Annotated in this window: 14 protein-coding genes; 11 read left to right on the top strand and 3 right to left on the bottom strand. The window is 67.4% G+C overall.

The window, feature by feature from the left end; genetic code table 11:
- Positions 1 to 23 precede the first annotated feature (23 nt).
- On the bottom strand, positions 24 to 773 hold the full coding sequence (locus KY572_RS16055) for an amino acid ABC transporter ATP-binding protein (RefSeq protein ID WP_224243496.1): 750 nt from the start codon (positions 771 to 773) through the stop codon (positions 24 to 26).
- Positions 770 to 2,275 (bottom strand): ABC transporter substrate-binding protein/permease, encoded by a 1,506-nt coding sequence (locus tag KY572_RS16050; protein WP_224243495.1) that lies wholly within the window; start codon positions 2,273 to 2,275, stop codon positions 770 to 772. Before KY572_RS16050 ends, KY572_RS16055 begins: the two co-directional genes overlap by 4 nt.
- A gap of 189 nt (positions 2,276 to 2,464) precedes the next feature.
- Between KY572_RS16050 and KY572_RS16045 the strand changes: the two genes are divergently transcribed.
- The 4 genes from KY572_RS16045 to KY572_RS16030 all read left to right on the top strand — a co-directional run bounded on the left by KY572_RS16045 (position 2,465) and on the right by KY572_RS16030 (position 7,952).
- The gene (locus KY572_RS16045; RefSeq protein ID WP_224243494.1) at positions 2,465 to 3,208 is read left to right on the top strand and encodes a head GIN domain-containing protein; all 744 of its coding nucleotides are present in this window, start codon (positions 2,465 to 2,467) and stop codon (positions 3,206 to 3,208) included.
- Between the two features lie 99 nt (positions 3,209 to 3,307).
- Positions 3,308 to 5,218 (top strand): YgiQ family radical SAM protein, encoded by a 1,911-nt coding sequence (locus tag KY572_RS16040; RefSeq protein ID WP_224243493.1) that lies wholly within the window; start codon positions 3,308 to 3,310, stop codon positions 5,216 to 5,218.
- A gap of 13 nt (positions 5,219 to 5,231) precedes the next feature.
- Positions 5,232 to 6,176, top strand: coding sequence for an FAD-dependent oxidoreductase (locus tag KY572_RS16035; protein ID WP_224243492.1), 945 nt, complete (start codon positions 5,232 to 5,234; stop codon positions 6,174 to 6,176).
- Between the two features lie 339 nt (positions 6,177 to 6,515).
- Positions 6,516 to 7,952 (top strand): hypothetical protein, encoded by a 1,437-nt coding sequence (locus tag KY572_RS16030; RefSeq protein ID WP_224243491.1) that lies wholly within the window; start codon positions 6,516 to 6,518, stop codon positions 7,950 to 7,952.
- A gap of 601 nt (positions 7,953 to 8,553) precedes the next feature.
- Here the strand turns inward: KY572_RS16030 and KY572_RS16025 are convergent.
- On the bottom strand, positions 8,554 to 10,053 hold the full coding sequence (locus KY572_RS16025) for a serine/threonine-protein kinase (protein ID WP_224243490.1): 1,500 nt from the start codon (positions 10,051 to 10,053) through the stop codon (positions 8,554 to 8,556).
- 335 nt (positions 10,054 to 10,388) lie between these two features.
- On the opposite strand from KY572_RS16025, the gene KY572_RS16020 reads away from it, so the two are divergent.
- From KY572_RS16020 to KY572_RS15990, 7 genes are all read left to right on the top strand, one after another.
- Positions 10,389 to 11,015, top strand: a complete 627-nt coding sequence (locus KY572_RS16020; RefSeq protein ID WP_224243489.1) for a glutathione S-transferase family protein — start codon at positions 10,389 to 10,391, stop codon at positions 11,013 to 11,015.
- A 427-nt stretch (positions 11,016 to 11,442) separates the two neighbouring features.
- Complete coding sequence (locus KY572_RS16015; protein WP_224243488.1) at positions 11,443 to 12,189, top strand: hypothetical protein; 747 nt, start codon at positions 11,443 to 11,445, stop codon at positions 12,187 to 12,189.
- 276 nt (positions 12,190 to 12,465) lie between these two features.
- Positions 12,466 to 13,581: a hypothetical protein gene (locus tag KY572_RS16010; RefSeq protein ID WP_224243487.1), complete on the top strand. Its 1,116-nt coding sequence runs from the start codon at positions 12,466 to 12,468 to the stop codon at positions 13,579 to 13,581.
- Positions 13,582 to 13,916: 335 nt separating this feature from the next.
- Positions 13,917 to 14,768: a hypothetical protein gene (locus KY572_RS16005; protein WP_224243486.1), complete on the top strand. Its 852-nt coding sequence runs from the start codon at positions 13,917 to 13,919 to the stop codon at positions 14,766 to 14,768.
- A gap of 172 nt (positions 14,769 to 14,940) precedes the next feature.
- Positions 14,941 to 16,242: a M20/M25/M40 family metallo-hydrolase gene (locus KY572_RS16000; protein WP_224243485.1), complete on the top strand. Its 1,302-nt coding sequence runs from the start codon at positions 14,941 to 14,943 to the stop codon at positions 16,240 to 16,242.
- A gap of 102 nt (positions 16,243 to 16,344) precedes the next feature.
- Positions 16,345 to 18,123 carry a hypothetical protein gene (locus tag KY572_RS15995; RefSeq protein WP_224243484.1) on the top strand — a complete coding sequence of 593 codons (1,779 nt, stop codon included), beginning with the start codon at positions 16,345 to 16,347 and terminating at the stop codon, positions 18,121 to 18,123.
- A 33-nt stretch (positions 18,124 to 18,156) separates the two neighbouring features.
- A complete protein-coding gene (locus tag KY572_RS15990) occupies positions 18,157 to 18,903 on the top strand; it encodes a hypothetical protein (RefSeq protein ID WP_224243483.1) in 747 nt (248 codons plus the stop codon).
- The last annotated feature ends 18 nt before the right edge of the window (positions 18,904 to 18,921 follow it).

Here is an 18,921-nt window from a genome sequence, read left to right as displayed (position 1 = left end):
GAGGGCCCTCCCCCAGGGAGGGCTCAGCTCGCAGCGGCGTGCCCGAGCCCCAGGAAGGCCCGGGTCCGCTCGTGCCGGGGGTTGGCGAGCACCTCGCCAGGGGTGCCCTCCTCGATGATGTGCCCGCCGTGCAGCACCAGCACCCGGGAGGCCAGCGCCCGCGCGAAGCGCATCTCGTGCGTCACCGTCAACAGGGTGAGCCCCTCGGAGCGCAGCTGCTCCAGCAGGGCCACCAGCTCCCCCACCCGCTCCGGGTCCAACGCGCTGGTGGGCTCGTCCATGAGCAACACCTCGGGCTCCATCGCCAGCGCCCGGGCGATGGCCACCCGCTGCTGCTCGCCTCCGGACAGCTCCGAGGGGTAGGCGCCCTCGCGGTGCGACAGGCCCACCTTGGCCAGCAGGGCTCGGGCCCGCTCGGTGGCCTCCTTCACGCTCTGGCCCTTCACGTGGACGGGGGCCTCGATGACGTTGCCCAGCGCGGTGCGGTGGGCGAACAGGTGCCACTGCTGGAAGACGAAGCCCACCCGCCGCCGCACGCTCCAGAGCTGGGCGGACTGGCCCCGGCCCCGCCCCGGCTCGAGCGCGCAGTCGCCCACCCGCACCGAGCCCGCGTCGAACGACTCCAGGCCGTTGAGGCAGCGCAGCAGGGTGCTCTTGCCGCCGCCGGAGGGCCCCAGCAGGGCCACCACCTCGCCCCGGGCGAAGGTGGCGCTGATGCCGTTGAGCACCGTCCGGTCCGCGTAGCGCTTGGTCAGCTCTCGTACCTCGATCATGCCCGCTCCAGCTTCGCCTCGAGATGTCTCGCGAGGCGGGACAAGGGGTAGCTCATCGCCAGGTACAGCGCCGCGCACAGCGCCCCGGGCAACAACCAGCTCCGAACATCCACCGCCGTAATCGTCATCCGCTTGGTCAGCTCCACCACCGAAATCACCGACACCAGCGAGCTGTCCTTCAGCAGGGCGATGAAGTCATTGGTCACTCCCGGCAGCGCCACCCGGAAGGCCTGGGGGATCACCACCCGCCTGAGCGCAAGCCCGGTGGGCATGCCCAGGGCCAGCGCCGCCTCCATCTGCCCCCTGGGCACCGCGAGGATGCCGGCGCGGTACACCTCCGCCTCGTAGGCCGCGTAGTTGAGCCCCAGGCCCAGGATGGCGGCGCTCAGCGGATCCAGCCGCAGCACGGCGGCCAGCCCGTAGTAGAGGACGTAGAGCTGAAGCAGCACCGGCGTGCCGCGGAGCAGCTCCACGTAGCCGGTGATGAAGCCGCCCACCCACTTCGGCCCGTAGAGCCGGCCCAGCGCCAGCGACATTCCCAGCGGGATGGCCAGGAGCATGGCTCCCACGGAGACGAGCAGCGTCACCACCGAGGCCCGGAGGAAGAGCAGCACCTGGCTCCAGCCCAGCTCCGCCGTGGCCGTCTCGGCGAGCACCTCGCGCGTCTGGGCCTCCGTCCACTCCACCATCCGCTGCTCGGCGGCGTTGTCGATGCCCCAGCGACGGAGGACCTCCCGCAGCTCGCCCGAGCGGGCGATGCGGCCCAGCGCGTCATCCAGCGCCCGGCGCAGGTCCTCCTCGCCGGGCCTCACGGCGATGGCGTAGTAGCCCTCGCCCACGTCCCCCACCACGCGCAGGCCAGGGCGGGGCATTCCGTAGCGCTGGGCGATGATGTCGTCCATCAGCACCGCCTCCAGCCGCCCCTGCTCCAGATCGATGTACGGCTCCTGGACGCCCTCGTAGGGGATGGCCTGGGCTCCGGCGCGCAGCAGCAGGTCCCACGCCAGGGAGTTGGAGAGCGTGCCCACGCGGCGCCCGCGCAGCGACTCCAGCCCGGTGACGGCGGTGTCCTCCTTGCGCGCCATGAGCCGCAGGTTGAAGAGGTAGTAGGGGCGAGTGAAGAGCACCCGGCCGGCGCGGGCGGGGGTGATCTCCATGCCGTTCATGGCCACGTCGAACGAGCCGCCCCGCTCCAGCGTGGGGATGAGGCTGGACCAGTCGTTCTGGACGAGCTCCGCGCGCACGCCCAGCTCGCGGGCCAGGGCGTCGGCCAGCTCCACCTCGAAGCCTCGGTAGCGGCCGGGGTGCTCGGGGTCCTCCATGGCGTAGGGCTCGCCGCCCTGCGCATCGGCGCCCCAGCGGAGCACGCCCGCGCGCTGCACGCGTTCGAGCCCGGAAGCCTCCTTCTGGCCACAGGCCGTCCACAGCAACAGCCCCAGCGCCAGGAAGGCACGGGGGAACCAGGGAGAGCGGCGCGGCCGGGGAGGAGGTTCGTCTGTCATGTCATGCAGGGGTCGAGCGGCCCCACACATAAAGCAAATCGCCCGGGGGTTCCAGTGGCGCTGCCCCCGGCAGGGCTCCCTGGAGCCTGGGTGCGAAGAAAAGGGGCTCCGCGAGTGACAGTTCGAGCGGGCCTCGGTGTTCCACCCGCCGACGCCGGCAGGACCGGCCCGAACTTTGGGAGTGGAACCATGGCTTTCGTGAATCGCGCGCGCTGGGTGGGTCTCTCGCTGTGGGCGGTGCTCGCCACCGGGTGTGGCATCGGGGAGATCTCCGGCAGCGGGAACTCGGTGGAGGAGGAGCGGAGGACGGGCGACTTCGTGGCGCTCGAGGTGAGCAATGGCCTGACGGCCACCATCGTGGTGGACCCGACGAAGCCCACCGCTGTCCGCGTGGTGGGCGATGACAACCTGCTGCGCTACGTGCACACGGACAGCAACGGGGAGACCCTCTCGATCTACTTCGACGAGAAGAATGAGTTCGGGCGGGGCTGGAGCTCGCCCAACCCCCTGCGCGTGGAGGTGACGGTGCCGCGGATGGAGGACATCGACTGCTCGGGCGGTGGCCGGGTGGAGCTGAGCGGCACCATCTCCGTCCCGTCCCTGAGAATCGACACCAGTGGCGGCAGCAAGCTGAAGGCGAAGGGGCTGGCCGTGGAGCGGCTCTCCCTGGACATCAGCGGGGGCGGCGAGGCGCAGCTGGAGGGGCAGGCCACGGAGCTCACCAGCACCACCTCGGGCGGGAGCTCCCTGCACGCGCGCGGGCTCTCCGTCCGGAAGGCCTCGCTGGACTCCAGCGGGGGTGGAGTCACCACCCTGCAGGTGTCGGACAGCCTGCGCGTGTCGGCCTCGGGCGGCTCGAAGCTGACCATCGTCGGCCGGCCCACGGTGCTCGAGAAGGAGCTCAGCGGCGGCTCGACGCTGGACTTCGAGTAACCCGCCCTCCCTGGCGGTAGCGGCATGAGCGGGGCCCGGGTGTGTGTTAGGGAGTATTGCCTCCCCACACACCCAGCGGTTAGGGGAGAGGCGGATACCATGGCCACGCTCGCTCGCTTCCCCCACCCGTTCCTGCCCACGACTCGCGCCGACATGAAGGCGCGGGGGTGGGAGCAGCTCGACATCATCATCGTCAGCGGGGACGCGTACGTGGACCACCCCGCGTTCGGTCCCGTCCTCATCGCCCGCTTCCTCGAGGGGCGAGGGTTCAAGGTAGGCATCATCCCCCAGCCGGACTGGCACTCGGCCGAGCCCTTCAAGGTGCTGGGGCCGCCGCGGCTCTTCTTCGGGGTGGCGGCGGGCAACCTGGACTCGATGCTGAACCGGCTCACGGCGCAGAAGAAGAACCGCTCCGAGGACCAGTACAGCCCCGGCGGGAGGACCAACTGCCGGCCGGACCGGGCCACCATCGTCTACGCCCAGCGCTGCCGCGAGGCGTACCCGGACGCGCCCATCGTCCTGGGGGGGATTGAGGCGTCGCTGCGACGCATCGCCCACTATGACTACTGGAGCGACAAGGTGCGCCGCTCCATCCTCTTCGACGCCAAGGCGGATCTGCTCATCTTCGGGATGGGCGAGCGCCCGGTGTGGGAGGTGGCGGACCGGCTGCGCCGGGGCGAGTCCATCGATCAGATTCGGGACGTGCGGGGCACCGCGTACCTCATCAACGACGCGGAGATGAAGGCCCACGAGGCGGACCCGGCGAAGCGTGCGGCGGACCGGAAGACGGTGGTGCTGCCCTCGTACGAGGAGGTGGTGGCGGACAAGCGCGCCTTCGCGGTGATGTCGCGGGACTTCCAGATGGAGACCAACCCGGGCAACGCGCGGGCGATGGCGCAGCGCCACGGCAACCGGGCCATCTACATGAACCCGCCGGCGAAGCCGCTAGAGGACGGGGCGGGCACCGCGGAGGGCGCGGTGGCGATGGACGAGATGTACGACTTGCCGTTCAACCGCGTGCCGCACCCCATGTACAAGGAGCGCATCCCGGCCTACGAGACGGTGAAGCACTCCATCGTGCTGATGCGAGGCTGCTTCGGCGGGTGCACGTTCTGCTCCATCACCGAGCACGAGGGCCGCGTCATCCAGAGCCGCTCGGCGGAGAGCGTGCTGCGCGAGGTGCGGGCGCTGCGGCGGATGGGAGACTTCCGCGGCACGATTACCGACCTGGGTGGCCCCACGGCCAACATGTACAAGCTCAAGTGCAAGAGCGAGGCGATCGAGAGCAAGTGCCGCAAGCTGTCCTGCGTGCACCCGGGGGTGTGCGAGAACCTGCAGACGGACCACGGGCCGCTGATCGACTTGATGCGCGAGGTGCGCCAGGAGGAGGGCGTGAAGCACGTCTTCATCGCCAGCGGCGTGCGGTACGACCTGGCGGAGCGCTCGCCGGAGTACGTGAAGGAATTGGCGGCGCACCACGTGGGCGGGCAGCTCTCGGTGGCGCCGGAGCACGTGTCGCCGCGGGTGCTGGAGAAGATGAAGAAGCCGGGCATCGAGAGCTTCGAGCGCTTCCAGCACATGTTCGCCTGCGCGAGCGAGGAGGCGGGCAAGGAGCAGTACGACATCCCGTACTTCATCAGCGGGCACCCGGGCTCGACGCTGGAGGACATGGTGGATCTGGCGCTGTGGCTGAAGAAGAACGGCAAGCGGCCACGCCAGGTGCAGGACTTCATCCCCACGCCGATGGCGGTGGCCACGGCGATGTACTACTCGGGGTTCGATCCGCTGAAGATGGAGCCGGTGTACACGGCGCGAGGGCTGCGCGAGAAGAAGCTGCAGAAGGCGCTGCTGCTCTACTGGAACCCCGAGCACTGGCCGCTGGCGCGCGAGGCGCTGGAGCAGGCGGGCCGCAAGGACTTGATTGGCCGGGGGCCGAACGCGCTGGTGCCGCCGGAGACGCCCGCCGAGGCCGAGCGCCGCCGCCGGGCGGACGAGCGCCGGGCGCAGTGAGGCGAGGGACGCCATGCACGTCGTGGTCCTGGGAGGAGGCGTCTCGGGGCTCTCGTGCGGCATCCGGCTGCGAGAGGCCGGGCACACGGTGGAGCTCTGGGCGCGGGAGCTGACGCCGCACACCACCTCGGATGTGGCCGCTGCCGTCTGGTACCCGTACCGGGCCTTCCCGCAGGAGCGGGTGACGGGCTGGGCGCGGCGCACCTTCGAAGTGCTGCGCGAGCTGTCGGCGAACCCCGAGGCGGGCATCCAGGTGGTGCGAGGGGTTGAGCTGTTCACCGAGGCGCCGCCCGAGCCCTGGTGGGCGCCCTGCGTGCCGAGCCTGCGTGCGACCACCGCGGAGGAGATGGTGCCGGGGTACTCGCACGGCTACTCGTTCGAGGCGCCCATCATCGAGATGCCGCGCTACCTGCCGTTCCTCATGGCGCGGTTCCGGGAGCTGGGAGGCCGGCTGCTGCAGCGCGAGGTGCGCTCGTTGGATGAGGCGTGGCGGGAGTCTCCGGTGGTCGTGAACTGCACGGGCCTGGGGGCGCGCACGCTGGTGGGAGACGACTCGCTGTTCCCGATTCGAGGCGAAGTGCTGCGAGTGGCTCCGCCGCCCGTGTCGCGCTTCTTCTTCGATGAGAGCGAGGAGCGAGGGATTGCCTACGTCATCCCCCGCTCCGCCGACTGCATCCTGGGAGGGACGGCCGAGGGCGAGAACGCGTCGCTAGTGCCCGACTCAGCAAAGGCGCAGGAGATCCTCGCGCGTTGCCGGCGACTGCTGCCTGCTGGAGCGCACTTCCAGGTCCTGGAGCACAAGGTGGGCCTGAGACCCGGACGCCCCACAGTGCGCCTCGAGGAAGAGCGCGTGGGAGAGCGCCAGGTCATCCACAACTACGGCCACGGCGGCGCGGGCGTCACCCTGTCCTGGGGCTGCGCGGAGGAAGTGGTGTCACTCATGACCTCGGAACGCTGAAAGTCACAGACCGCCGCTACCTCTGGGCTTTGGGTTCAAGTTCCGTAATCTTCGTCAAGAGACGAGCCCCGAATCGAGAGAAAAACCTCAAAGATTCCAAGCCCTTCGCTTTCACAACTTCTCGGGTGCTTTTTCGACGCGCTCCTCGTCCCCAAGGTGCCTCCAAAGATTCTGAGGCCTGCATGGACTATGTACATCTCTAGCGTTGCGCGCTTGGTCGCCGCGCACTCAGTTGCGAGTTGCCTCTCTTTCTGGCTTCTCTTCCTCCTCCTCAACGGGCACGCCTGCCAGTATATAATTCTATAAGATTGAGAACACCCGAGTCTGCTGGGGGGAACCGTGGCCAAGTTGCCGAAACCCGTGCTCTTCACGAAGCACTTCAACGTTAAGCCGAATATATGGGCCCCGCTTGGGCTCTTCGAGCCGAGTTTGAACGTCGATACACCACTGTTCATCGACCCTTTGCTTCTCGCAGCAAGCTCGAATCCGACGATTAGCAAAGACGCGAAAGAGGCCTACGAGCAGCGTTTCAAACTGGTCATCAAGTTTCTGCATGAATCCAAGAGCATGGGCGACACCTATTGGAAAACCGCCACAAATCTGCTCCGATTTCCCGAAATTCGGGGCACCTGCCTTGGTTACGGCGCCGTGTCAACCGCTGGCTCGGCGTTTGGGCGCAAGAAGACGGCACAGTTGCTGGAGACGGCAAAAGCAATTGTGAACCTCGGCGTCACCGATCCAGATTTGTTCGTTGCGATGTCCCTGTTCGAGAAGGAGATCGGTCCCGACCTGATCAGTGACATGACTACGAACGTGATCATGCCCGCACTCGTCAAACTGAACGAGGGCGTTGCCAAGACGTTAGGCATTCCGACGAAGGAGATGAAGGTGGGGTCGTCCAAAGGGAATCTGATTCCGAACCCCTACGATCCAGACAGCCCAATCATTCTCGTTCCGCAAGACATCCTTCGTGCCCTGCCAATTGCGAAGGACTGGGATGGAATCCAGCACGCCATCGCCATCAGCGAAGCACTCCGAAGCAACGTCAACAAGAAGGTTGCGGCACTCTGGGCCGATGCTGTCCGTCAAAAAGATAAGGACAAGCTTCGCGAAGAGATGCTCGCCAGCAAAGCGAATTTCGAGGCTTACCTCGCGAGTATCCATTCTATCCCGAAGGTCGGTTACGACGTGCACTCCGATCCAGACGGGTTGCTCTTCTGGAAGAGAGGCATTGAGGAGTTGACCGCCCGAGAGCCGCTAGCGATCGAGAAACCCAAGGTCCATGACGCCAAGTCGATGAAGACAGTCGTCGATAAGATCATCGATCAGTTCACGCATTTGATCGAAAACCGTGATCTCTGGCGCGAACTCTGGCACCATAGGAAGCGGCGTCCAGAGAAGGCTGCTCAGCGGATGTTCTTCGCCATCGCCCTCGCCTACTGCGAAGCCAACGATCTAGACATCAATCCTGAGACCGAGACCGGTCAAGGTGCCGTGGACTTCAAGTTCTCAAAAGGCAGCACCCTACGGCACCTTGTTGAAATCAAACTTTCTTCTAATGTGAAACTCGTGCAGGGCTACACCAAGCAACTCGAATTGTACAAGAAAGGCGAAAAGACGCTTTCAGCAACGTACGTCGTGCTAGAGGTGGGCGACGAGGGTAAGAAGATCGAAACGCTCGACAACATTCGCGCGCGCGCAATACAGGAGAAGCAACCCTCATCCGAGATCGTCTACATCAACGGAATGCCAAAGAGATCGGCGAGTAAAGCCTGACCTCAGTGTATTCGCTAATAGACTCGCATCCGGCGCGGCCAGCTGGGCAGCTATTGATGAGCAGTACAAAGATTCGTATCCCAGGCAAGGCCACCTATCTCCCAAGTCAAGATCCGAGTAACCTGCATCGCGCCATGGAGCCATCATGCCCGCGATAGGGTGTGGATCTCATCCTGAGCAGAACCTCCGCAGAGGCTACGCAGGCTCGCAAGTAGCTGAATTTTCAAAGGTCGCCCATGCCGACCCCTGGCGGTTCCTCGGAGCGTGCTCAGGATGAGAACCACACCCCCGCGATAGGAGGAACCCATGCCTTGGCTACAGCTACAGTGCTCTCCTGACGCCGTCAACGACGTCTCCAAGAGTGGAGGGAGCGCTGGGAAGCAGGCGGGACTGCCAGGGGCTTCTCCGAGGACCCGAAGTACCCAGTTTAGTTTAGAGCGCCTAACAAAAGTAAGGACTGGAGCCCTCTCCCGAGGGGACGGAACCCTCAAACCTGACTTTTGTTAGGACCTCTTAAGGAACGACGAAAGGAGTGTGCTTCTGCGGTTTTAGGGCCTATCGCCCAGGGGTTCATGCCCCTGTACGCCCTTGCGACGAAGCATCACGGAGTCCCGGACGCAGACGGGCGCCGAGGTGGATACGACGGCAGGTAACAGGCTCCCCTCCAGTCGTACGCGTCCTCCTTGCACGGCGCTGGGGCATCACCCAGGCGGTACCAGCAACCGCCACGGATCTCCACCTCGCCATACCGGGTGCACGGAGGCGTACGCTGACCGGGAAAGGGCTTCTCGGGCAGCGCCAGCCCGATCGCCGATGGCAGTTCGTGACTGCGCATGGGGGCGAGCGTCGCAGAGGGAGTGATGCTATCGCCTACCGCCACGCGCTCTCCCTTCGGTGACACTATCGCTGAAGCCATCCCGGCCAGTCCCTGCCCACGGTACAGCAACGCCACGGATAGCGCCGCGAGCAATAGTCCCAGCAGAGCCACCGCCATCTCCACTCCCCATACCGGTTCCCAGCGCTGCGGCGCAGCCTGCTCCCGGTGGGCCTCCGCTTCACTCCGCGCACCCGCTCCGCGCAGCGCTCTCTCCCTCGCAGAGGCGTCCTGCAGCTCAGCCCGCCGCACACTCCCGGGAGCACGCAGGCGCGGGCGTTGCTCATCCCCCCAGAAGAACAACGGGCCCTCCGCCTCAGCCTCCGCACTCTCCGCCACCTGCTCCAGCGCCTCGGCGGCATCCCTCGCCCTGCCTCCAAAACGCTCCTCCGGGGCGATGGCAAGCAGTCGCTGGATGACCGCATCCAGCTCAAGGGGCACTCGCGGGTTGAGCTCGCGCGGTGGGCGCGGTCCCGGCCCGTTCGCACTCCACACCTCGGAGCCGCTCTCCTCGGGGCGTGTGGACGGCGGGTACTCGTCCGTCACCAGTCGGTAGGCCATGACTCCCAGCGCGAACAAGTCATCACACGCGCTCGCCGGATAGTGCGCCGTCGGGTGGCGCAGGAACACGCGCAGAAAGCCCCGCGCCTCGGGGCTGCGGTAGGCGGGCGTGCCCGGAGGCAGCAACTTCGTTGTGAGCGTGGCCGCACCTCGGTAGTGCCCCGCACCGAAGTCTGTCAGAAAGGCCCGCCCATCCGCGGGCCTCACCAGCACGTTTTCACCCTTTACATCCCGGTGCAGTCCTCCCACCGCATGCGTGGCCTCCAGCGCCCGTGCCACCTGCGCCAGCAGCCTCGCCGCCTGGCGCCACGTCGGGTTGCGCCTCTCGGCCCACTCGTACAGCGTCTCTCCCTCCACCCAGTCCATCACCACGTACGGGAAGGCTCCACAGGCGTGCTCCCACACACCCTGCCCCAGGAACCGGGGCACATGGGGGCTCTGGATGCGCGACAGCAGCCAGGCCTCGCGTTCGAAGCGCTCATCCCGAGGATGGGTGGCCAGCTTGAGCGCAAACGAGCCAGCTGCCTCCTGCCCCACCCGCTCCACTCGGTAGAGCGTGCCGTAGGCGCCCCGGCCTCTCCACCCTTGCACCCGCCACTCCCCCACCCGCATCCCCACTGGCAGGAAGAGTGGATCCACTTCCTGCTTGGGTCGCTTCTTCCCCATGAGTGCTCTCCGAAGTACGGGACAGCCTCCTCCGACCGCTCGCCCTACCCTACCTCATGGGTCCCCAGGATGAACACGACGAGTGGCACAGCATCCCGCCCCAGCCGGAAGACGGTGCCACCGTTCATGCCGCTGGCACGAGCGACACATCCTCGACGGGGACGGGCTTGCTGGCGGAGGCCGCGCGCAGATGCCCCAGTGCCTCGCGCAGGTCCTCCACCCCGCAATGTTTCGTCGAGCCCGGACCGCGTCGTCGTGTTCAGCGTCGACAACGACGATTGACGATCGCGGCGGCGGCGCTGGCAAGCGTCGATCAGGGCTGGTAGACGCGACGCATGGGCGATCTCGTTCTCACCACCTACGATTGGGTTCCTCCGCCGCCGCGCGGGTTCGTGCGGGACATCCGCGTGCGCTGGGCCTTGGAGGAGGCGAAGCTCCCGTATCGCGTCGAGAGCGTGTCGTTCAAGGAACGCGGCCCCGAGCACCTTGCGCACCAGCCGTTCGGACAGGTGCCGTGGCTGAAGGACGGCGATATCTCGATCTTCGAGAGCGGCGCGATCCTGCTGCACCTCGGCGAGCGGAGCGAGGCGCTGATGCCTCGCGATCCGACGGGGCGCGCGGAGGTGATCGAGTGGATCTTCGCCGCGCTCAACTCCGTCGAGATGGCGAGCCTCCCGTGGTCCCTCTTCAAGTTCTCGGGGCAGAGCGAGAAGCGCTTCGACGACTTCCTGAAGCTGCGCCTCGATCGCCTCGAGCCGGTGGTCGCGAAGCGCGAGTGGCTCGCGGGCTCCTTCTCCGTCGCCGACATCCTCATGGCGGACGTGCTGCGCCTCGTCGATCGCTTCGAAGGGCTCGCGGCGCATCCCGCGACGCGTGACTACCTGAAGCGCGCGACGGCGCGGCCCGCGTTCGTGAAGGCCCACGCCGACCAGATCGCTCATTTCGCCAAGGCCGACACATGAGCCTCGGGTTCGATGCGACCCGCTAGAGAGGAACCAGGCGGGACGAAACGGGATGGGGCGGGGGCCGGTGAATTGCGAGTTGATCCCCTGACGCCCTACTCTTCACCGCACCTCATCCGGGAGCAACGAGCGTGCACCATCCCCCGTTGAAGAGACCGCTTCTGGCGATTCGCTCATCACCAGATCCTCTCGACTTTGTCCAACGCTCAGGATCAGATCCACACCCGGTGCTGCCCACGCTCGGCCAGCGGGACCTGGGGCCAGGCGCCATCCCCCGAGCTGCATGAGCTCCGGCGTAGGCGTCGACTTTCCATCACGACTCCGCTACCGCCCGCCGGCCAGCCGGAGCCAGCGTCGCTTCACATCCCGCGCGGCGTGCGTCCACCGCATCGAGGCGAACGAGCGCCTCCCCCACCGCGAGGACCCCATGAAGACGACGTACGGACTGCCCCTGATTCCCCTGCGACTCTGGCTGCTCCCGCTGCTGCTCTGCTGTGCCTGCGCCAATGCTCCGGAGCCCGCGCAGAGCCCGGAGGCTCCGCCCCCTCAGCAGTCCCAGGACGTTCGAGGCGCGAGGTACTGCGAGGTGCTGCTGGCATACCAGGAGGGCCTCGGGCTTCGCGTCGACGTCTACAACACCTACCTGCTCAACGACTGCCCGGAGGAGGCCTGGCAGCGCCTGGACTCGAAGCAGCTCCAGCAGGAGTTCCAGGCCTCGGCCGTCATCCTGAACGGGCCTCGATACTGGATGATCGACGCGTTCACCCACAGCGCCTTTCTGGATACGGAGAGCAAGAGCTTCGGGGGCATCGAGATGCGCAAGGCCGGGCAGCTGCGCATTCCGCTCTCGGAGGGCCTGCGCATGGGCTCGCCCTACGCCACGCGCACGGTGGCCCGCAACACCACCTATGTGTTCCAGCCGGGAAAGCCGGTCCACGAGCTGGTGGACCCCGAGGGCCGGATCTTCGTCATGCAGTCCTTCAGCGTGCAGCTCGGCCACCTGAGCCAGGACGCCCTGGCGGACCTGGGCTCGCGGCTGTCTCCGCCGCAAGGGTGGACCTACCGCACGCGCCAGCTCTCCCAGCAGCTCCTCGTCACCGCCATCGACGGCGTCGCGACGATCGTCCAGGACGAGCTGGGAAACACCTACCAGCTCTCGCAGCAGCAGGGCTGACGGGGCCTTCAAAGGCACCTCGAGCACCTCGTGCATGGCAACGGTGAAGACGCGGAGTGCAGTCCCGCTGGGGCGTGACGCTGTTCGCGCCGCTCGGGGCCTGATGACCGCCGTCACCAGTTGATGACCGCAGTCACCGTGCGAGCCAGCCCGGGCCCGTCGGCGAATCATGCAAGCACCCGAAATCCATGGATTTGCGTGACACTGTAAGACACGCAGGGGTTGGCACGAGCGATGCTCTACAGGCGGACACCTCAGGCCCTCAGGAGCCCGCCCATGAAGATGCGTCCCCTCCGCTCGAACTCGCTGCCTTCGTTGTCGATGCCCCGGCCCACGGGCACCCCGCCCCGCAGCGCCCCTCCCTCGCCCCGCTCCCCGACCACCCCACAGCTGCCGAACGTCACGCAGCAGGTCCCGACGCAGTCGGTCCGGACGCCTCAGCCCGGGAAGCTCCAGGGCAACTACTCGCACCTGAACAGCCACTTCGACCGGAAGGCCCAGGAGCAGGCGGCGCTCAACCAATGGAACACCAACGGCGCCGGGCGCAACCAGGGCCTCGTCCACCTGATCGACTACTCGTACGCGCGCCCCACCAAGCTGGACGCCACCCCCCCCAATCTGAACCTCACCCCTGAGCAGAAGCAGACGCTGCAGAAGGGCGACAAGGCCGGCTGGAACGAGGCCGACTGGAGGAAGAACCTTGGAAATGAGAACTTCGACCAGCTGAAGTCGAAGGGTTACTTCTCCGAGTTCACGGGGGGCGACAACAAGATGCCCGTGGGCGCCAAACCCCAGCAGTGGCAGCAGCTCACCACCCATCATCAGCAGCTCACCTCGCAGATCAGCACGGCGGAGACGGCGCTGAAGAGCCAGCGCCAGGCGTACACCCAGCAGCTGGTGGCTCAGGGCGTGCCGAGGAAGGAGCTGGGCCCCATGATCAAGCAGTGGGAGGCCCAGAACCCCCAGAAGCAGCAGCTCGACACGCTGAAGACACAGCGGACCGGGCTCGAGAGCCAGATGGACGCGCAGCGGCGCTACACGCTGGCCACCGACACGAGCAAGCAGGGCCGGCTGGAGCAGATCGAACAGGCCGGGGGCCTGCGCCCGGGCTCGCTGCGCAACGGCAACGAGATCGTCGGGGGAACCAACGCGGTCCAGCAGCACCTGCGGACCCATCAGCCGTTCCCGTCCAGCGCGGTCGACCCCACCAGGCCGCTCGAGATGTACGTCAAGCAGCAGAATGGGTCGTGGGCCCTGCAGAAGTTCGAGCCTCATGAGCTGGCGGCCACCCACAGCGGAAAGCAGACCGCGGGCGGCCTGTCGATCGTGCAGTGGGGCTTGAGCCCCGAGGAGCTGAAGCTGTCGACCGTGATGGGCGCCGGCAAGAAGTAAGGCGGCAACGATGATGTCCACGGGGGCTGCGTGAGCTCGTAGAGGGCTCCGCAGCCCCCGAGCTATTGCGGGAGTTCAGCTCACACCGCGCCTGCGCACCGCTCCCAGGTGCTGGCGGTGACGGCTGTCATCAGAGAATGACTGCCGTCACCAGGGCAGCCCGGTGAGCGCCGTCACCCGCGCTCCGCCGCCTGGCGAGGGTGAGCGCATAACTGCTGGAAACGACTGGAGCACAGCCGCCCGGCGCCCCTGCTGCATCTGGTGGCACACCGGGTGCAGTGGAGACTGCCCGTACTCACCGACCCCTCCCGTCGGTCTCTCCCAGGAGCCTCGTCATGCGCATTGCCAACCCCGCCCTGAACCTCGTTCCCCCGGCCCCGACGACCCCCGCCTCCCAGCCCACCGCCGAGGCCGTGCCCGCCAAGGGCCTCGAGGCGGCCATCTTCACCAAGCCCCTCGCCGAGAAGAAGCTCGCCGGCCACTCCCTCATCGACTCCTTCTCCGACAAGCGCCCCCTGGGCGAGCGCGGCGTGGACGCCACCCAGAGCAACCAGCTGAACCAGATCGCCGATGGCGTGCGCAACGGCACCATCTCCGCCGGCGAGTCCCAGAAGCTGCTCACCGAGCAGCAGGGCATCTCCGATGCCACCCGGAGCGCCGTGGCCGACGGCAAGCTCAGCCTCGATGAGCGCCGCAAGCTCAACCTGATGCAGACCCTGGCCGGCATGAACATCTCGGAAGCCGGCGAGAAGGGCATCCCGGACCTGGGCATCCGTCTGAAGGAGGAGGACGGTTCCCGCCAGGCCGGTCAGATCGACACGCTGGCCGAGGGCATCTCCAACGGCAACATCACCAACTCCGAGGCCTCCAAGCTGCTCGGCAAGCAGGCCGACATCTCCGAGGCCCGCGGCCCCTCCCTCGGCGGCGACAAGCTCGACACCCTCTTCGACAAGAAGCCCCTGAACAAGGAAGGCTCGCTGGAGCGCAAGCTCGACGCGGCCGACCGCGACCTGGCTCGCCACGGCAAGCCGGGCACCCAGCTGGCCCCGAATCCGAACCGCTTCCCCGACCGGATCCCGGGCGCCATCATGCACGAGCCGCTCAATCTGCGTGACGATGCGCTCCCGCTGCGCACCGAGAAGCTGACGCTGGCCACCCCCCAGAAGCTCGGGACGCTCGCGGAGTAGCCAGCGCCTGGACTGACGGGGCGGCTCCTACCAGGGCAGGGGCTGCTCCTGGTGGAAGTAGCCACCCGTCGGTCCATTCGCGGGCAGGGTCGCCATGCGGACGCGGGTGTTCGCCCGCCCTTCCAAGGGTTTCCGGTGACTTCCGCCGGGGGCTCGGCTCCAATCCGCCCCCATGAATGCACTCGCCCTTCGTGAGGACCGCTTCCTGGATGTGCTCCGGCGTCTCATCGCCCTGACGCCGAGGCTGCAGAACAACCCTGGCGCGGGGCTGGTGCCCGAGGAGCGGCTGGCCGCCCAGGTGGTGCTGGACACGCTGGCGCCCCACATCCAGAGCGGCTTCATCCAGGCCGAGTCCCTGGCGGCCGCCGGCAACGAGGCCCGCCCCTGCCTGGTGCTCACCGTGCGGGGCCAGGACGCCGGTGCCGGGGCGCTGGGCTTCGTGGGCGCGCACTTCGACGTCGTGCCCGCGGACGAGAAGGGCGAGGGCTGGGAGCACAGCCCCTTCGCGCTGTGGGAGGGGCCCGGCGGCATCCTCTACGGGCGCGGCGTCACGGACTGCCTGGGCCACGTGGCGGTGCTGACGGACCTGCTGGCGCAGCTCGCCGAGCGCGGTGAGCGCCCGCGCCGCACGCTGAAGGTGGTGCTCATCTCCAACGAGGAGTCCACGGGCCTGCCCGGCCTGGGCCTGGGCTACGTGGCCGAGCAGGGACGGCTGAAGGAGCTGGTGGGCCAGCCGGTGTACTGGCTGGACAGCGCCAACTTCGGCCCCACGCTGGGCACCGGTGGCATCGCCCTGTGGGAGCTGAAGGTGACGGGCGTGGGTGGACACTCGGGCATGCCGCAGAACTGCGTCAACGCGCTGGAGCTGGGCATGGCCGCGTCGCTGGAGCTGGCGCGCTTCTTCCGCGAGCGCTTCCCTCCCACGGAGGACGAGAAGCGGTGGGGCTTCCTCTCCTCCTCCAGCCTCAAGGCCACGGTGGTGGAGGCGCCCAACACGAAGGAGACGAAGATTCCGTCCGACGTCACGCTGCGCGGCGACGTGCGCCTCACGCCCTTCCACGACTTGAAGGAGATGCAGCGCGCGGTAACGGACTTCATGCTCGAGCTGGACGCCCGGCTGGAGCGCGACGAGGCCATTCCTGGCTTCCCGCGCACCCGCACGGCGGCCGGCAAGCGCGGCACGCTGGCGTTCCGCTTCCAGGGCAGCGGGACGGAGGGCATCGCCTGCCGGCTGGACTCGCCGGGGCTCCAGGCGCTGAAGGAGGCCATTGAGCAGGTGCGCGGCGCGGCCCCCACGCCCTTCTCGCTCACCGGCTCGCTGCCGCTCGTGAGGGACTTGCAGCGCCAGGGCTGCGACGTGCAGATCACCGGCTTCGGGGAGATGGCGTACTACCACGCGCCCAACGAGCAGGCCCGGCTGGAGGACTTCCGCCAGGGCTTCTCCATCCTCCGCGAGCTGCTCGTGCGGCTGTAGTTCGAGGGCCCGGCCCTCCCAGACATTTTTTTCGCTGCGGCTCGGGAAGATTTTCCGGGGATTTCGTTCATACCCCAGAACTCTCACCCAAGGAGTACACGCATGCGATTCGTGTCCTGTGTGAGGGGCTGGTGCGCTCTCGTGGGCCTGGTGGCCCACGCGGCCTGGGCGGGCGTCGTCGCCGATGTCCAGGCAGGGCAGAACCTGTTCCTCAACAACCTCGTCGTGGAGCTCGACGGCGAGCAGTACAGCGCCCTCGGCTACGACATCCCCAAGCCCGCAGGGAACCTGGCGCTGGATGTCCGGCTGTCGGACTTCGGCGTCAATGACAACCAGCTCATCCACGCCACCGCCTCGGTCAACGGCGACTACATCACCTGGACGTTCAACAAGACCTTCAACCCGCCCGTCGACATCGACGGCACCAACTCGCTGGAGCGCGCCTACGGGCAGCTGGTGGTGAAGGCCCAGCCCCTGAGCGGCTTCCAGCAGGCGCTGTGCTCGGTGAACCCCTGCTCCCGCAACGCGACTCTGTACGTCGCTGCTGGCACGCACGTCACCGTCGAGGGCTCGGGCATGCTGGGCATCGGGTGGACCCGGCAGGTCACCGTCAAGCAGCTCCGGGCCCTGGCGGGAATCCCCCGGCCCAACCTCTCGAGCCTGGGTGCTCCGAGCGAGGTGTACGCCAAGACGACCAACCAGCTGCTCACCATCGGCGCCGGGGTGAGCTCGGTGGCGCCCCTGGGCGGCACGAAGGTCAGCCTCACCAGCTCGGCCCCTGGCTACCTCCAGCTGCCTCCGAACGTGGTCATCCCCCAGGGCAAGTCGATGGCCACCGTGACCGCGACGCTCAAGCCGAACTTCACCGGCTACATCACGGTGAAGGCGGCCACCAACGGCGCGGTGATGCAGCGGATCATCCACGTCAGCCCGGACTCCGAGTCGGAGGGCAAGCGCCACCCCTGGGACAAGATCCTCTACGTGCCCGACATCCTGGCGGGGTGCATCCGGTGCACCCGCTACATCGATCTGACCGAGGGGCGGCTGGGCATCGCCCAGGTCTCCGAGAAGGCGGTCTACTTCACCCCCACGAAGCTCGTGGACCTGAAGCAGCACTTCGGGGCGGCCAGCGTGTCCCCGGTGTCCCTGTCGACGACGGGGTGGATGACGGGGACGCTCACCACCCAGAGCGGGGCGACGCAGGCGTTCAAGGCGAACTTCGAGGCGCTCGATACCCAGGCGGTGATGCTGGGCAGCTTCTCGCCCGTGGCCATCAATGCCCACGGCATGGTGCTCGGCAACCGCCTGACGACGGAGCGCGGGATGGTGGCGGCCATGCACGACGGCAGCCGGCTCACGGATCTGCCCATCGACGCCACCTGGAGCCAGGCCCTGGCGATGAGCGAGGCAGGGCATGTGGTGGGCGTGAAGGGCACGTCCTCTAGCAAGCAGGGGTTCGCCTTCCGAGAGGGCCGCGTGGTGGAGCTCCCCGCGATGGCCACCGGGGCCACCACCGTGCCGGTCTCCGTCAACCAGTTCGGTGTCATGGCGGGACACAGCGAGGATGTGGAGGGCCTGCGCACGGCGGTGCGGATCGACGCCTCGCGGAACGTGCAGCGGCTGGGGGAGCTGTCGGGCTACCCGCGCTCCTGGGCCACCTCCATCAACGACCTGGGCTGGATCGTCGGCACGGCCTCCAACGGCAGGACGTCCGTAGGCTTCCTCTGGACGCCCAAGGACGGCCTCATCGATCTCAACCGGCTGGCGGATCCTCGGGAAGGCCTGGTGGTGACCGAGGCGCTCAAGGTCACCAACGACAAGCAGATCGTCATCAAGGGCACGGTGGACGGCAAGGAAGAGCTCTTCGTCGTCGGCCTGTGATTGTCCCCGTCTCCCACGAAAAAGGATTCCATCATGATGAACCGATTCTTCATCGCGCTGGCGATGGCGGCTGTCATTGCCGGCTGCAACGACTGCCAGGGGCACTGTGATCCACAGGTGCCCTACCCCGAGCCGGGCGCCTGCCCGCTCATCGGGAAGTCCCCGGGCGAGGAGGGCGGCGCGTGCCCCAGCTGGCCTGGCATGTGCACTTCCGGGACGCGGTGCGTCCAGGGCACGTGCCTGCCCTGCGGCGGCTCGGGCGAGGTGTGCTGCGGATTCGACAACACCTGTCAGGGAGGGCTGACGTGCGATCCGAAGCCCAACTCCGCCGACGTCTGCTCCTCGACGTGTGGCCAGCTCAACAAGCAGTGCTGCAGCAGCAACGTCTGCGCGCCGGGCCTCACGTGCAACGGGAACAACAAGACGTGCATCACGTCCAACACCTCTCAGTGCAACGGCTCGACCCAGTTCTTCGTCGGGATGCTGGACTTGACCACCCGGTGCGCCATCGAGCCCATCGCGGTGATGGCGAACAGCGCCGCGGAGGCGACCACCTGCGCCCAGGGAGTGGTGCAACAGCTCGGCCTCTCGGGCTACGTCGAGCTCAAGTCCCCGACGCAGTTCCCGAACGTGGGCAACACCTACAACTTCTGCTCCAAGTCCGCGATTGATCCGGGGAGCACGGTGACGGTGCACGCCTTCTCGGATGCGGACGCGCAGGCGTGCGTCCAGGGCTACTGCTCCCTCACGTGCACCATCACCCCTGGCGCGTGCCAGTGAGCGCGAGCTGAGCGAGCA

It is taken from the genome of Hyalangium gracile, assembly GCF_020103725.1.
Lineage (GTDB): Bacteria > Myxococcota > Myxococcia > Myxococcales > Myxococcaceae > Hyalangium > Hyalangium gracile.
The sequence above is the reverse complement of the archived record's forward strand: the minus strand, read 5'-3'. Positions and strand labels throughout refer to the sequence as shown.